Genomic DNA, 14,448 nt, shown 5'->3' on the forward strand with positions numbered 1-14,448 from the left:
CGGCGCGGTGTCCGGCCTGGCCGGCGTGTACTGGACGCTGCGGTTCGCCAGCGCACGGGCCGACAACGCCGCGGGACTGGAGTTGGCCGTCGTCGCCGCGGTCCTGCTCGGTGGTGTCTCCATCTTCGGCGGTCGCGGCACGCTGCTGGGCGTCCTGCTCGGCGTGCTGCTGCTCGGCTCCGTCCGCAACGCCCTCCAACTCGCCGACGTCGCCGCCGACACGCTCAACATCGTGACCGGCGGACTGCTCATCGCCTCGGTCGTCGTGCCCAACGTGGTCGCGATGAGCCGGACACGCCTGCGACGCAGATCCCGGCAACCCGCTTGACCTCCCCCCGAATCCCCTGATCGCGAATTCCGCCGTGAAAGGAACACCGATGTCCCAGCTCAAGCGCCCGCTGCGCCTCGGCTTGATCACCGCCACCGTGACGGCCGTGCTGGCCGTCTCCGCCTGCGGCGGCACCACCCGCGGTTCCGGGGACAACGCCAGCCCCACGGGCAACCAGGCGACCGGCCAGGCCAACCCGGACGCGCCGCTGGTCGAAGGACTCGACGTGGCGTTCCTGCCCAAGCAGGTCAACAACCCGTACTTCACCGTGGCCGACGGGGGCGGCAAGAGCGCGGTCGAGGAGTTCAAGGGCGAGTACAAGGAGGTCGGCCCCTCCGAGGCCAGCGCCTCGTCCCAGGTCAGCTACATCAACACCCTGTCGCAGCAGCAGACCGACGTCATCGCGACCTCCGCGAACGACCCCAACGCGATCTGCGGCGCGCTCAACAGCGCCCGGCAGGCCGGCGCGAAGGTCGTCACCTTCGACTCCGACACCAAGCCCGAGTGCCGCGACGTGTTCATCAACCAGGTGACCGCCGAGGGCATCGCGGAGAACCAGGTCAAGCTGATCTCCGAGCAGATCGGTGGCGAGGGCAAGATCGCGGTTCTGTCGGCGACGCCCAATGCGACCAACCAGAACGCGTGGATCGAGCTGATGCGCAAGCAGTTGCAGAAGCCCGAGTACAGCAAGATCGAGATCGTCACGGTCGCCTACGGCAACGACGAGGACCAGAAGTCGTTCCAGGAGACCCAGGGCCTGCTGCGCTCCTACCCCGACCTGAAGGGCATCGTCTCGCCCACCACGGTCGGTGTCGCGGCGGCGGCGCGCTACCTGTCCGGCTCGGAGTACAAGGGCAAGGTCGCGCTGACCGGCCTCGGCACGCCCAACCAGATGCGCGAGTTCGTCAAGGACGGCACGGTCAAGGCGTTCGCCCTGTGGAACCCCGCCGACCTCGGTTACCTCGCCGCCTACGCCGGTGCCGCCCTCGCGTCCGGTCAGATCACCGGTGCCCAGGGCGAGAAGTTCAAGGCGGGCAAGCTCGGCGAGTACACGATCGGCGCCAACGGCGTCATCGTGCTCGGCCCTCCCACGGTGTTCGACCAGGCCAACATCGACCAGTTCGACTTCTGAGCCCGTGGGCGCGCGGGTTTGATGCCCGGTCCGCGCGCCCACGTCCCATCGATCCGGGCATTGCTCGGTGCCGATATCGCCGATGCGTCCGGCGCCCGTGATGACGGCGTCGAGGCGGCCACCGCCGCGGCTGTCGGCCCGGAATTCGGGTGGATCTCGACGTCGGAGCAGTCGAAGTGGGCAGCCAGGTGTTGTCAACCTGCACGGGTTCTCGGCGTGGCGGAGGAGCCGGCAGGGGGCAGGAGCTGCCCTCCGGGCGGAATCCGGATACCGCTCCATCCACTCGGCGGGGGTGACCGGGCGTGGCGGGCCCGTCCGGGTCGTCCAGTGGTTGCCCGACCAGACGGGTCGACGTCATCCCCGGCCTCCCGGACCGGGTGCACGCCACACCGACGCACCCACCCGCCACCACCTGACGTCCGCGGCGAAGACCGGGCCGTCCCGCGTCGGGGGCGCACGGCGACCTGCTGGAACCGCTGCCGGTGGAGAAACACCCGAACCACCGGAACCACCGGAACCGCCGTGACCGCCCCTACCGCTGTGCCGCCAGCGCGTCCCAGAACTCGAAGTTGTGCAGGGCGGCACGGTCGACCGGCCCGATCCGGTCGACGTCGAGGCCCTGCACGAACGGTGTGGTCGCGGCCGGGTCCACCGGGTGCCACCGCGGGAGGCCCGGCCGGTTGGGGTCGCCGGTCGTCGCGAAACGGGCCCAGTAGTCGATCATCCGGTCGCCGAGCGCGCGTTGCGCGGAGGTCAGCGGCCGGTCGTCGTACGGGAAGTCGAACAGGAACTTCAGTTCGGCGGCGTGCGACGCGAGCGGCTCCACCCCGGCGGGGAACTCGACGATCGCGGGGGCGGTCCGGTCGAGGAACTCGTACGCGTACACCGGCACCTCGGCCGCGAACGCCCGGTCGGCGGCGTGCTGGGCCCACGCCCAGTCCAGGTCGCTCATGAGCGCGGCGATGGCCTGCAGCGGTGTCCCGTGCTCGGCGACCGGGTACCGCGCGGCCACGGCGTCCGCCTTCGGCCCGAAGTGGGCGGACAGCGCCTGCCGGTAGCCCTCCTCGGTCAGGCCCGGGAACATCGACGGCGCGAACAGCGTGCCCTCGTCGCGGGTGACGCCGGCCAGGAACGGCACGTGCTGGAACCGCCCGGCGGGCACGGCGACGACCGGGTCCTCCGGCAGCACCGCGTTGCCGTACGCGGGCAGGGGGAACACGGGCGCGGTGAGCAGGTCCGCCACCGGCACGTCCCGCAGGCACGCCAGCGTCGTGCACCCGAACCGGGCCGCGACGTTCTGCCCGTGGCCCTGCTGCCACTCGTGCGGCACGAAGTAGGGCAGGTCGAGCAAGGGCCGGAATCCCGCGCCCGCGAACGCGTCCGACACGCACGGCGTGCTCTGCCCGATGGCGCGCTGGAACAACCCGGCCGAGCGGGGCGACGCGAGCAACGCGCACACCGAGTGCGCGCCACCCGACTCGCCGGCGACGGTCACGTTGCGCGGGTCGCCACCGAACGCGGCGATGTTGCGCTCGACCCACCGCAGAGCGGCCTGCTGGTCCTCGATGCCGAACGCGCCACCGTCGGCGAGCCCGGGGAAGCTCATGAAGCCGAGGTTGCCCAGCCGGTAGTTCACGGTCACCACGACGAGGTCACCTCGCGCGGCGAGCCGGGCCGGGTCGAAGTCGCTGCCCGCGCCGGAGAGCAGTCCGCCGCCGTGGACCCACACGAGCACCGGGGACTTCCGCGCCTGCTTCCTCGCGGTCACGTTGAGGTACAGGCAGTCCTCGGCGTCACTCGCCGGCCTGCCGGGCAGCGCGGCCTGCGGGCACCGGTTGCCCGGCCGCGTCGCGTCCCGCACCCCGCGCCACGGCCGCGGTGCCACGGGTGCGTGCCAGCGCAGCTCACCGACCGGCGGCGCGGCGAACGGGATTCCCTGGTGGACGCGGAGGCCGCCGGTGGTGGAGCCGCGCACCAGACCGGATTCGGTCCGCACCACGTTTCCCGCCGCCGCGGCGGCCGGTGCCGCCCCCGCCACGAGTCCCAGCACGACGAGCAGTACCCCCAGTGATCGCCACATGTCCGCAACGGTGTCAGGCGCGACGGCGGAGGACATCAACCGATCGGTTGAGATCCGGTCAGCCGGTCGCTCGACTCCGTGCCGCAGGGTCCGAAGAGCGCCGGAACTCCGCACTGGACCGCTGTGGTCGCGCGCCACCGGGGCGCGATCGTGCGGCGTGGCGTCACGACTGTTGTAATGGAATGCTCGCTGTGGCGAGGGCGTCGACGATGCCGCGGGTGCGGGCCGCGGTCAGGTCGTGGGCCGAGCCGGGGAGTGCGGGCGAGGTCCACAGCAGGCGCCCGGTCGGATCGGCGAGGACCTGAACGTTCATGCCGTGTCCCTTGTGCTTCCCGGAGCAGCACGGCCGGTCGGCGGCGACGCGGTCGATGCGTGACAGGGTGCCGTCGAGGATGAGGATCGACGGCCGGTCGTCGGTGCGGGGTCCGGTGTGGCAGGCTCCCGGATTGAGCCGCGGTGCCGGACCGATGACGGCTTCAGTGCGCCAGCGTGGGGCGCCGCTGTGACCACCGCTCTTCGGTGGCGGCCTCCACGACGAACCGGGCGAGGTCGTCGCGATTGATTGCGGTGCCGCCCCGCGGGTTCTCCGCGTCGCCGACCCTGTAGTCCTCGGTGGGCGGTTCGTCGACTATCCGTGCGGGGCGGACGGCAGTCCACTTCAGTTCGCTCAGTTCCAGGACGTGTTCCATGGCTTGCATGTCGGCGTAGAGCTCGCGCATGACGGTGCGTGCGATGGCGCGGTACCACAGCGGGTGGTTGGGGTCGTCGCGTCGAACGCCGCTGGAGGAGAGCACGACGATCCGGTCGACGTGCTCCGCGGTCATCGCGGTCACGAAGTGGCGGGCACTGCGGGAGTACAGGCCGTTGGCCCGGTGCCCGGACGGTCCGATCGCGGAGATGACGGCGTCCTGGCCGCGTATTGCGGTGCGCACGTCGTCGTAGTCGAGCACGTCGCCCTTGACGACCTCCAGTTCGGACGTGAGTTTTCGCAGTGCCGAGCGGAAGGCGTCCGGATCGCGGACGACGGTGCGGACGCTGTGGCCGGTACTGAGGGCCGCTTTGACGATGGCGCGGCCGGTGGCACCGTTGGCGCCGAAGACAACGAGCTTGCTCATGGCGTTTCCTCGCAGGAGTCCGGTCAGTGCTCCGGGTTGGCCGCGGTGCGGGGCAGCAGTGGCACGACCGCCAGGCAGGCGATGATGACCCCACCGACGACGAGGAGCGTCGTGGTCATGGCCGCGGTGGTGCCGCCACCGGTCGCCAGTGAGAGGAAGACGCTGGTGACCGTCGCGGAGCCGATGCCGTTGGCGACCTGCTGCACGGCGCTGAGCGACCCGCTGGCCGCACCGGCTTCGTGCGCTGCCACGTCTCCGAGCGCGAAGGTGAAGATGGTGCTGAAGCAGATCCCGGCGCCCAGTCCTATGACGGCGGTCGCGGCGGCGTTGTGCCACCACGTCGCGTTGCCGCCGACCGCGCTGACGACCAGCAACAGGATCCCCGTGCCCGCGAGGGTGGTGAGCAGTCCCGCGAAGACGATTTTGCGGCCGAACCTGGGCACCAGTGCGGTGCTGATCCCCGAGCCGCCCATGATGCCCGCGGTGAGCGGGATGAGGTTGATCGACGTGGTGGTCGGCGAGTAACCGAGGCCCAGCTGGAAGAACAGCGAGATGACGTACATCAGGCCGCTGAACGCCGCGAACACCAGAAGTCCCATGACCAGTCCCGAGGTGAAACCGCGGTTGCGCAGCAACGAGCGGGCCAGGAGCGGACGGTCACTCCGGGCTTGGACGCGGCAGAAGACGGCGAAGAGGGCGATGCCTGCCGCGGTGGTGCCGATCGCGACCGCTCCCCAGCCGTCCTCGGAACCGGTGATCAGACCGAAGAGGAAGCCGAAGAGCGAGACGGCGAGCAGCGCGCTCGCGGTCAGGTCGACCCGAGCGGTGCGGTCGGCTTCGACGGCGGGCAGGAAGCGGAAGGCCAGCACCAGTGCCACGCCACCGACCACGATGTTGATCAGGAAGACGGGGCGCCACTGCAGGCCGAAGACGTTGGCGTCGATGAGGACGCCGCCGAGCAACGGGCCGGCCACCGCGAAGACGCCGAGCATCGGGGCGAAGATCCCGAAAGCCTTGCGCAGCGCGTCTTTGGGGAAGGTCGCGGTGATGATCGCCATGCCCTGCGGGATGAGCAGCGCGCCGAACGTCCCCTGAGCGACCCGTGCGCCGATGAGCATGCCCGGGCCGATGGCGAGACCGGCCAACGCCGAAGCCAGGACGAACCCGGAAAGGCCGATCAGGAACGTCCGGCGCTGCCCGAAGCGGTCGCCGATGCGGCCGCCGACGACCAGGAGGGCGCCCAGTGCCAGGGCGTAGGACGCGCCCAGCCACTTGATCAGGCTCGGTCCGGCACCGAGGTCCGCGACCAGCGACGGCGCCGCGACGTTCGCGATGGTCGCGTCGATCAGGTCCATGGCATCGGCGAGCAGGACGACGACGAGCGTCATCGCCATCGTTCGTTTCGCAGCCCTGGCGGGCGGCGGGGCTGTGGAGGTGGTCATCAGGATGCGTCCTCGATCGAAGCAGCGTGTCGAACGCGATCGTAACGAACATGTTCGTCACGATCCAGTTCGGCCATTGCTACGCTGGTCACATGGTCAGAGAGATGCCGGTCAGCCGCCGCGAGCGGCCGGCGAAGCCCGCGTTGACGCGTGACGGCATCGTGGATGCCGCGATGGCGATCCTCGCCTCAGACGGCGCTCAAGCCGTGACGATGCGCAGGGTCGCGGCGGCGCTGGACACCGGCCCGGCGTCGCTCTACGTGTACGTGCGCAACGCCACCGAACTGAATTCGCTGTTGATCGACCGGCTGATCGCGTCGCTGGACCTGTCCTGGGACGGGGCCGAGCCGTGGCGCGGGCGGCTGCACCGCGTGCTCTCGGACTACTCGGCGATGCTGGCGGGTCACGCGGGCATCGCGCGGTCCGCGTTGTTCGTGTGGCCCGACGGACCGCACTACCTCGACCTGATCGAACTGCTGATGCGCCTGTTGACGACGGCGGGCGTCCAGCCCGAAGCGGCCGCCCGGGCGACCGACCTGCTGCTCCAGCAGGCCACCGCCGCCGCGGCGGAGTGGGACGGCCGGCGGGAGAACGGCGAGCAGGAACTCAGCGACCTCGTGAGCACGCTCGAGTCGGCTGATCCGGCACGGCACCCCACGCTCGCGCGACTCGGATCGTCGATCTTCGTCCGAGGCAGTCATGAAGATCGGAGCGCGTGGATCGTCGACACCATGCTGGACGGAATCCTCGACGCGCGCACCCCCGGCTCCTGACCGGCGACGGAGCGGACCGCCGCGGAGTCCTTCACCATCCCCCCCGGATTCGCCTCCGGATCCCGGCCCGACGAGCCGACGGCGAGCGGTTCCGGCTCGCCGTCGGCTCCGAGGGCGACCGGGCTCAGGTGGAGGGGACTGCGCTGGGGGGTGACGTGACCGTGGTCGTCGGCTCCGCGGACGACGACGGTGTGGTCGTCACGGTGGTGCTCGGTGGCGTGGTCGTCGTGGTCGTCGTGGGTGCGTCGGACGAGGTGCTCGGGCGGTGACTTCCGGTCGACGTGGTGCTGGGCGGTGGTGTGGTGGTCGGCGCGGTGCCGGGCAGGGGGACGCCTTCCTGCCGGAGCACGTCGAGGATGCGGGACCTGGCGTTCTCCAGGGCCTGCTGGATCTGTTGCGCGGTCATGCTCTGCACGTCCTCGGCCAGTTGGGACAGCTCGGCCCACAGCGCTTCGAGCCGCGCCTTCGCCTCGGGGCTCAGATCTTCGGGAAGGCTGACGACCAGTTGTGAGGCCAGCGCGTAGGTCACGCACTCGACACACGAGTGGTTGACGGCGACGGCGACGTTCTGCGGCACCACCACGTTCGCCTCGCCCACCACGAGGACCACCTGGAAAGCGACCGCCACCGTCGTGCAGCCCTGGCACGAGGCCAGCGCGTATGCCTCGTTCGTGTTGTCCACCACGCCGTCGGTCTCCCACACCAGGGCGAAGGACACCTGGTAGAGGACCGCGCCATCGGTCGTGTTGACGACCAGGGCCTGGTTGTCGCCCGGACCCGGGGGTTCCGGTCGGTCGAACGGGAAAACCCACGTCGGGGCGCCCGGCGAGACCGGTTCCAGGACCATCGCCAGGACCGGCTCGTCCTTGCTGGGCAACGGTTCGTCGGCGGGCCACACGATCCGGGCGGACACCGGTTGCGCCGGTTGCTCCGGTGACGCCGGTGGCGCCGGTTGGACGGGAGCCGGACCCGACGCGACGGCGGGCGCGACGTCGGCGACGGTGCCGCGCTCGTCGGGCCGGATCGGCCGGTACCGGTCGGGTTGCGGCCACCACGCCCACGCCAGGCCCGCGATCACGGCGATCCCGCACAGCACCACGAGCGCGCGCCGACCGGGCCTGCCCTCGGTGGAGCGCCAGGCGCGGGTGACCAGCCGACCCGTGAGCCGGGCCAGCAGCAGGCCGATGCCGAGCACGGGCAGCGCGATGGCGGCCACCTCGAGCACCCGCACCAGCACCAGCGCGAGGTCCCCCTCACCCAGCGCCGCGTGCGCCGACCGCCACTGCTCACCGGCGCTGTGCCACGCCGTCCCCACCACCCGCGGGAACGCCAGCACCAGCAGGGCCGTGCTCGCCAGCAGGACCGGCACGACGACGAGCACCCACGTCGTCACGACCGTCCGCGCCCACGGCTTGAGGACCTTCGACTCCGGCTTGCCCCAGCGGTGCGGCAACAGGCCCAGCAGCGTGGGCTTGATGTGGTGGAACAGGTCGGGGACACCGGTCAGGTCGGCGAGCACGTGGTAGCCGTCGTAGCGCACCAGGGGCGCGAGTTGGCGCACCATCTGGAGGATCTGCGTGGCGACCACCAGCAGCAGCGCGTCCCAGCCGGTCAGCAACCAGGCACCGTGGACGGCGACCGCGACGAGCGCGTTGAAGTACAGCCCGCCCAGGTCGGTGCGCAGCCGACCGGCCCGGCCGAGCCGGTAGCTGTCGGTGACGTCGGTGTAGAAGGCGGGCCACAGCAGGTAGAGGCCGAAGCCCATCGCGCCGGGTGTCGCGCCGCCGTACCGCGCGGCGGCGGCGTGGCCGAACTCGTGGAAGCCCGCCGAGAGCACCGTCACCCCGAACACGAGCAGCAGCAAGGCGGGTTGGTTGAACGCCTGGTGCGTGGCGCCGGCCAGTCCCTTGACGAACAGCACCCAGAACGACACCGCCGCGAACGCCACCAGCACCGGGGCCACCACCAGCGGGTGGAACAGCCGTGCGAACGGCGCGGTGACCCGCCGGGTGACGTCGGGCTCGCTGATCACGCGGCGCAGGCGCAGGCCGAGCAGCGGTTCGGCCTTGCGGTGCGCGGGTTGGGAGCCGTCGGGGAGTTCGAGCACCCCGAGCGGGCGCAGCCTGGTCTCCAGCAGGACGCGCACGTCTTCCGCGGTGACCGAGCGGCCGATGGCCGGCCCGACGGCGGCGGCGATCCCGGCGTGGTCGGCGCGCCCGTCCACGGCTTCGAGGACCCGGTACAGCAGCGGGGTGAGCTGGAGTACCTGGCCGTCGGCGCGGCGGACCAGGGCCGGTGGGCGGCGGTAGCCGGAGCCGCGCATCTCGCCGATCAGTTCGACGTCGCGCGCCCGGCGCGGCGGGGTCGTGGTGCGCACGTCCCCGCCGGCCGGGCGTGGTGAGGCGTTCATGAGATCGCTCACTGGTCGATGTCGGACCTCTGCGCGGCATTCGCCTCGGCGGTGCCGTCGATGGTCTGCTGGATGTTCGCCTGCTGCTGCGCGACGGCGGTCGCCTCCGAGCCCACGGAGCCGAGGTTGGCGGCCACGGCGGCGTCGATCGGGGCGGCCACGTTGGCGTTGAGGGCCACCGCGCCGTTGATCGGGGCGGCCAGGTCGAGGTCGGCGGCGAGGTCGACGTCCACGTTGAGCAGACCGCCGTCCAGCGCGCCGGACAGGTCGGTGGGCGTCGGGACCTGCGCCCCGCCGGCCGGCGGCTGCGGGGCGGGGGCCGGGGACTCGCCCTGGCCGATGGCGCTGTCCTGGTCGGAGTTGGCCACCGCCTCGCCGGTGATGCCCTGCTGGATCGCGACGCCCTGGTCGGCCATGGCCTGCGCGGTGGACCCGTCGGACAGCACGTTCGCGCCCACGGCGGCGTCGATCGGGGCCGCGATGTTGGCGTTGCCCGCGACGGCCAGGCCGATCGGCGCCGCGAGGTCGAGGGCGAGGTCCAGGTCGACGTTCAGGTCGAGCAGCGAGTACACCTCCTTGTCCGGCAGCGCCGTGCCACCCTCGGCGGCCAGCTCGTCCATCGACAGCGGGGGCAGCTTCGCCTCGCTCATCCGTCACTCCACTCCGTCGGCACGCCGACCGGACCTCGGTCGGCTGGTGGTCCAGACCTTTGCCGCTGTCCGTGGCCTTGAAACGGCCGGACACCGCTGTGGGGGGAAAACCGTCCTGGTGGCGGCTGTCCGCTGCGCCGAATGACCGACGGTGGAAATGAAATCCTTTCAGGACAGCGCGATCCGGAACCGGAGCGGTTCGGAAGTTCACTTCGCGACTCGGGATTCGCGCCCTGAGAGCGCGGGCGGGAACGTCCCTTGACGGGTCCCGGTTCCCGCGCCCACTGCGGACTCGATCGGAGCCGGGCACCGCGGGTGCGGCCGATGCCGGCGCCCCACCACCGTTCGCGACCTCCGGTCTCATTTCGCTCCCGGTGCCCGGACTCCGACCTCGACCGCGCCCGGATCACCGGCCGTGCAGCGGTGCCGGCGGGAAACCGTGCCGTGGGCGGCCGCGCGCGTCGTCCACCGCCGTCTGCGCGGGCTCACGCCAGCACTCCGGGGCGCCCCTCGGCCGTGACCGGCAGCCCTACCGATCGAACTGGCGCCGGGCACGGCCGTGGTCGCCGCGCTCGCCGGCACGGCGGCGGAGGCGAGCAGGATCGCGGTCACGGCCGGCACGGGGGGCGGTCCACCGGGTCCGGAGGTTCATGCGCACGTCGGTCCACTCCTGGTCGGTCGTATCCCTTGTTCGTTCCTGACGGGCGAACGACAGCGGCCGGGATCGTCGACACCCGCGCGGCCTCGGGCGGGACCTGTAGCAGCCCGCGCGTGCGCCAGGTCCTGCGGCGCCGGGGTGTCCGCGTGTCACCCAAGCGGGTCGAGCGGTCATGCGCCGGGCAGGACACCGAAGTACCCGAAAGCACGCGGTCCGCTCCACCCCGTGAGTGCTATGGTCGGCACGCCGCGAGTGATGGTTCGCGGGCAACCACAACTCAACACCCCTGCTCGGACGGGGAAGCCGGTCGAAATCCGGCACTGTCGCGCAACCGTGGGCCGCTCCTGGAGCGGCGAGTCGGGTCGCCGGACGAGCAGGTGCACTGTCCTACCACTGTCGCGAGAAGCAGGGGTGACGACCACGATGTCGTGTCGATCCGTGTCCCGTGGTCGACGTCGGTCGTCCGCACTGGTGCTGGCCGTCGCCGCACTGGTCCTCCCCGCCGCCCCCGCCGCCGCGACCCCCGACCTGCCCGCCGCCTCGGCCGCCGCGCGGTGGCTGGCCGGGCAGCTCTCCGCGGACGGCACGCTGGAGAACCCGCTGGGCAGTCCGTTCCCCGACCACGGGCTCATGATCGACGTGCTGTTCGCCGCCTACGCGACCGGTCAGGGCCACCTGGCCGAACCGATCGTCTCCCACTTGGACGACCAGGGCCACGCCAGCGACTACTTCACCTGGGACGGGTACGCGCCCGGGCAGGGCTTCGACGCGATCATCGTCGGCGGGGCGGCGGCGAAGGTGCTGGTGGCGGCGCAGGTGACCGGCCGCGACCCGCGGAACTTCGACGGCTACGACATGGTCGCCGAGACCAAGGCCGCGATCATGCGCTCGGGCCCGGACAAGGGCAGGATCAGCGACTACTCGAAGAACCCCGACTTCGCCGACTCGGTCGGCAACAACGCCAACACCTTCGGCCAGGCGCTCGGCGTGATCGGCTTGGCCGTCGCGGGGGAGAACGACCAGCTCGCCCTCGACCGGCTGCTGACCCAGCAGTGCCGGGACGGCTACTTCCGGATCTTCTACGAGTACGTCCCCGCCGCGCCGGGCGAGACCGGCGAGCACGTCAACCCCGCCGGGTACAAGCTGTCCACCTGCGACGAGGGCGTCCCCTACGACAAGGCGCCACCGGACCGGGACTCCACGGGCATCGCCCTGTCCGCGCTGCTGGCCGCGCGCAGGTCGGGTGTTCAGGGGTTGGACTGGCCGATCGACAAGGCCGTCGCGTGGTTGAAGAAGGAGCAGACCACGGGCGGCGGGTGGGGTGGCGGTGTCGGCACCGAGGCGCCCAACACCAACAGCACCGGCCTGGTCGTGCAGGCGCTGGCCGAGGCGGGCGGCGCCGGGGCCCACGTGGCGCGCGGGGTGGCGTACCTGAAGTCGGCGCAGGTCACCGAGGCGGACGCGGGCACCGCGCTGGCCGACGAGGTCGGTGCGATCGGCTACGACCCCGAGCACTACGAGGGTGGCAAGGTCAACGGGCTCGGGCCGATCGACACCTGGGTCCGCGCCGGGGCGCAGGCCGCGATGGGCCTGGCCCAGGTCGGCTTCTACGAGCTGGCCCGGGGTCAGGTGCCACAGGAGGGGCCGCCGAGCGGCACCGCCACGACAACGCCGACCACCACGGCTCCCCCGGCCCCCGCCGCCTCGGCGGTGACTGCCGCCAGGCAGGCGGGGAACCCCGCTCCCCCGCCCGGTCCGCGACGCGGCGCCGTGCTCGGCCCGGCCCCCGCCGCGCAGCCGGGCGGTTCGACCCCCGCCGCCCGCCTGGGCGCCTACCTGGCGGGCGGGCTCGTCGGCGGCGACCACGTCGAGGTCACCCAGGGCGGAACGACGTTCGTGGACTACGACGCCACCGCCGACGTGGTGCTGGCCCTGCGCGCGCTGGGCGGGCAGCCCGAGGCCGTCGAGCGGGCCACCCGCTTCCTGCTGCGGCCCGAGTCGATCGACGCCTACGCGCACGGCGTGCCCTACGAGGAGGACGAGGCCGCCTACGCCGAGCCGCTGGCGAAGCTGCTGCTCGTCGCCCGCTTCGACCAGGGCGAGGACGACGCCCCGGCGGACCTCGCCGCGACCGTCGACCGGCTCTCCGCCGACCTGGTCGCGCTGCGCGGCGAGGACGGTCGGTTCACCGACACCGGGTCGTTCGCCGACACCGACGAGTCGGTGCGCCGGCACGCCTGGGCCGTCGCGGCGACCGTCGCCGTCGGCGACGACACCGGGGAGTCCGTCGACCTGCTGGTCGACGCGCGGTGCGCGGACGGGTCGTTCCCGGTGGACCTCGTCACCGGGGACTGCGAGACCGGTGACCTCGCCGCGACCGCCGCCGCGGTCACCGCGCTGAACCTGCGCGGCCACGACGGGGGCGAGACCGGCCACACCGCGCCGGAGGGCTGGTCGCCCGAGCGCACCGCGGCCCTGGTCGACGGGGCGAGGGCCCTGGGTGCCCGCACCGCACCGGACGGCCTCGTCGTGAACGGCGACGCGGGCGCGGACGTGGCGCTCAGCTCGGCCGTCGCCGCCGGTCGGCGGGCCGCGGGCCTGGACGCGGACACCACGGCGCGGTCGCTGGGCACGCTGCTGCTCGACGACGGCGGCCTGCCCGGCCCCGACGGCGCGGCGGACTTCACCACGAGCACCGCCGCCGCGCCCGGGCTGGCCGGGCGGTCCTGGGTCGACGCCGAGGGCTCGCCGGTCGCCGCGGTCGTGAGGCTGCCGCTGGCCGAGCGGGAATCCCACCCCGCGGCCCACCCGGAAGCGCAGCCCGTCGCCTCGACCTCGGTGCAGGCGTGGTCGATCACGGCGCTGGGCGGGGTCGCGCTGGCCCTGGTGATCGGTTTCGTGCTCGGGCGTTCCACCACACGCAGGAAGAACCGCAGGAAGAACCAACAGGGGGTAGCACCGTGAGACGAGTCCTGTCCGTCCTGCCCGCGTTGGCCATGTCGCTGACGGCCGCGGTGGCCGTGGCGCCGTCGGCCGCGGCTGCGGGCTACAACGGCATCTGCACCGGCGCGGACGCCCTGACCGGCGTCACCGTCGTCATCGACTTCCAGGAGCTGGACGGCAACGGCGGTGTCGCCGCGCCCACCATCACCCGCTGCTCGCCCAACCCCAACCCCGGCACCGCCCGCACCGGCATCAAGGCGTTGCAGGACGCGGGCATCGCGGTCACGGGCGTGGCGCAGTGGGGACTGGGCTTCGTGTGCCGCCTGGAGAACCGCCCCTCCTCGACCGAGTCCATCCCGCGCACCTCCAACCCCACCTACAAGGAGGCGTGCGTCGTCACGCCGCCCGCCGAGGCGTACTGGTCGTACTGGCACGCCGACGGCGCGGGCAGCACCTGGACCTACAGCAACTACGGCGCGCTCAACCGCAACGTGATCCCCGGCGGGTTCGAGGGCTGGTCGTTCTCGCTGAACAAGACCGCGAGCACGAACCCGCCGCCCGGCGTGACGCCCACCAACCCGGCCGTGGGTCCGACCAATCCCACGGTGGGCCTGTCGGTCGACGACGTCGACCGCAAGATCAACCTCGGTCAGAGCACGTCGCTGACGTGGACCTCGACCAACGCCACCTCGGTCACCGCGCACGCCGTCTCCCCCGCCGCCGGCGGCGGTTCCTGGTCCGGCGCGCTGGCGGTGCCCGGTGGCACGCGGACCACCACCCCCACCGCCAAGGGCACCTACACCTACACGGTCAAGGCCACCGGCACCGGCGGCACCGTGTACTCGACCGCCGTCCTGACGGTCCAATGACCCGACGCCCCACGCGCGTGCTCGGCGCGGTGGTCGCCACCTTCCTGG

Annotated in this window: 10 protein-coding genes and 1 pseudogene; 5 read left to right on the plus strand and 6 right to left on the minus strand. The window is 72.3% G+C overall.

Annotated elements, in window-relative coordinates; all coding sequences use genetic code 11:
- On the plus strand, window positions 1-328 hold a 328-nt coding region (locus ACFV4N_RS29590), incomplete at its 5' end, for an ABC transporter permease subunit (protein ID WP_499675901.1).
- 49 nt (window positions 329-377) lie between these two features.
- Window positions 378-1,460 carry a rhamnose ABC transporter substrate-binding protein gene (rhaS, locus tag ACFV4N_RS29595; protein WP_499675902.1) on the plus strand — a complete coding sequence of 361 codons (1,083 nt, stop codon included), beginning with the start codon at window positions 378-380 and terminating at the stop codon, window positions 1,458-1,460.
- A gap of 532 nt (window positions 1,461-1,992) precedes the next feature.
- On the opposite strand, the gene ACFV4N_RS29600 is transcribed toward rhaS, so the two are convergent.
- The 4 genes and pseudogenes from ACFV4N_RS29600 to ACFV4N_RS29615 form a co-directional block, all read right to left on the minus strand.
- A complete protein-coding gene (locus ACFV4N_RS29600; RefSeq protein WP_499675903.1) occupies window positions 1,993-3,540 on the minus strand; it encodes a carboxylesterase/lipase family protein in 1,548 nt (515 codons plus the stop codon).
- Window positions 3,541-3,721: 181 nt separating this feature from the next.
- Window positions 3,722-3,940: pseudogene (locus tag ACFV4N_RS29605) on the minus strand (transposase family protein); the annotation flags it as partial.
- 76 nt (window positions 3,941-4,016) lie between these two features.
- Window positions 4,017-4,655 carry an NAD(P)-dependent oxidoreductase gene (locus ACFV4N_RS29610; protein WP_499675904.1) on the minus strand — a complete coding sequence of 213 codons (639 nt, stop codon included), beginning with the start codon at window positions 4,653-4,655 and terminating at the stop codon, window positions 4,017-4,019.
- Window positions 4,656-4,678: 23 nt separating this feature from the next.
- On the minus strand, window positions 4,679-6,043 hold the full coding sequence (locus ACFV4N_RS29615) for an MFS transporter (protein ID WP_499675905.1): 1,365 nt from the start codon (window positions 6,041-6,043) through the stop codon (window positions 4,679-4,681).
- Between the two features lie 104 nt (window positions 6,044-6,147).
- Between ACFV4N_RS29615 and ACFV4N_RS29620 the strand changes: the two genes are divergently transcribed.
- Window positions 6,148-6,870, plus strand: a complete 723-nt coding sequence (locus ACFV4N_RS29620) for a TetR/AcrR family transcriptional regulator (protein WP_499675906.1) — start codon at window positions 6,148-6,150, stop codon at window positions 6,868-6,870.
- 124 nt (window positions 6,871-6,994) lie between these two features.
- Here ACFV4N_RS29620 and ACFV4N_RS29625 read toward each other — a convergent pair whose 3' ends face one another.
- Both ACFV4N_RS29625 and ACFV4N_RS29630 read right to left on the minus strand, forming a co-directional pair.
- Entirely contained in the window at window positions 6,995-9,280 is a 2,286-nt protein-coding gene (locus tag ACFV4N_RS29625; RefSeq protein ID WP_499675907.1) for a zinc metalloprotease, read from the minus strand.
- 8 nt (window positions 9,281-9,288) lie between these two features.
- A complete protein-coding gene (locus ACFV4N_RS29630; protein WP_499675908.1) occupies window positions 9,289-9,930 on the minus strand; it encodes a peptidoglycan-binding protein in 642 nt (213 codons plus the stop codon).
- 1,096 nt (window positions 9,931-11,026) lie between these two features.
- On the opposite strand from ACFV4N_RS29630, the gene ACFV4N_RS29635 reads away from it, so the two are divergent.
- Both ACFV4N_RS29635 and ACFV4N_RS29640 read left to right on the plus strand, forming a co-directional pair.
- Window positions 11,027-13,552, plus strand: coding sequence for a hypothetical protein (locus tag ACFV4N_RS29635; protein WP_499675909.1), 2,526 nt, complete (start codon window positions 11,027-11,029; stop codon window positions 13,550-13,552).
- Window positions 13,549-14,400, plus strand: a complete 852-nt coding sequence (locus ACFV4N_RS29640) for an ABC transporter substrate-binding protein (RefSeq protein ID WP_499675910.1) — start codon at window positions 13,549-13,551, stop codon at window positions 14,398-14,400. Before ACFV4N_RS29635 ends, ACFV4N_RS29640 begins: the two co-directional genes overlap by 4 nt.
- The last annotated feature ends 48 nt before the right edge of the window (window positions 14,401-14,448 follow it).

This window comes from Actinosynnema sp. NPDC059797, assembly GCF_042732085.1.
GTDB lineage: Bacteria > Actinomycetota > Actinomycetes > Mycobacteriales > Pseudonocardiaceae > Actinosynnema.

Bases quoted from the DNA above. Each gene is read 5' to 3' on its own strand.
- rhaS (WP_499675902.1), top strand. From the start codon at position 378: ATGTCCCAGCTCAAGCGCCCGCTGCGCCTCGGCTTGATCACCGCCACC.
- ACFV4N_RS29600 (WP_499675903.1), bottom strand. From the start codon at position 3,540: ATGTGGCGATCACTGGGGGTACTGCTCGTCGTGCTGGGACTCGTGGCG.
- ACFV4N_RS29610 (WP_499675904.1), bottom strand. From the start codon at position 4,655: ATGAGCAAGCTCGTTGTCTTCGGCGCCAACGGTGCCACCGGCCGCGCC.
- ACFV4N_RS29615 (WP_499675905.1), bottom strand. From the start codon at position 6,043: ATGACGCTCGTCGTCGTCCTGCTCGCCGATGCCATGGACCTGATCGAC.
- ACFV4N_RS29620 (WP_499675906.1), top strand. From the start codon at position 6,148: ATGTTCGTCACGATCCAGTTCGGCCATTGCTACGCTGGTCACATGGTC.
- ACFV4N_RS29625 (WP_499675907.1), bottom strand. From the start codon at position 9,280: ATGAACGCCTCACCACGCCCGGCCGGCGGGGACGTGCGCACCACGACC.
- ACFV4N_RS29630 (WP_499675908.1), bottom strand. From the start codon at position 9,930: ATGAGCGAGGCGAAGCTGCCCCCGCTGTCGATGGACGAGCTGGCCGCC.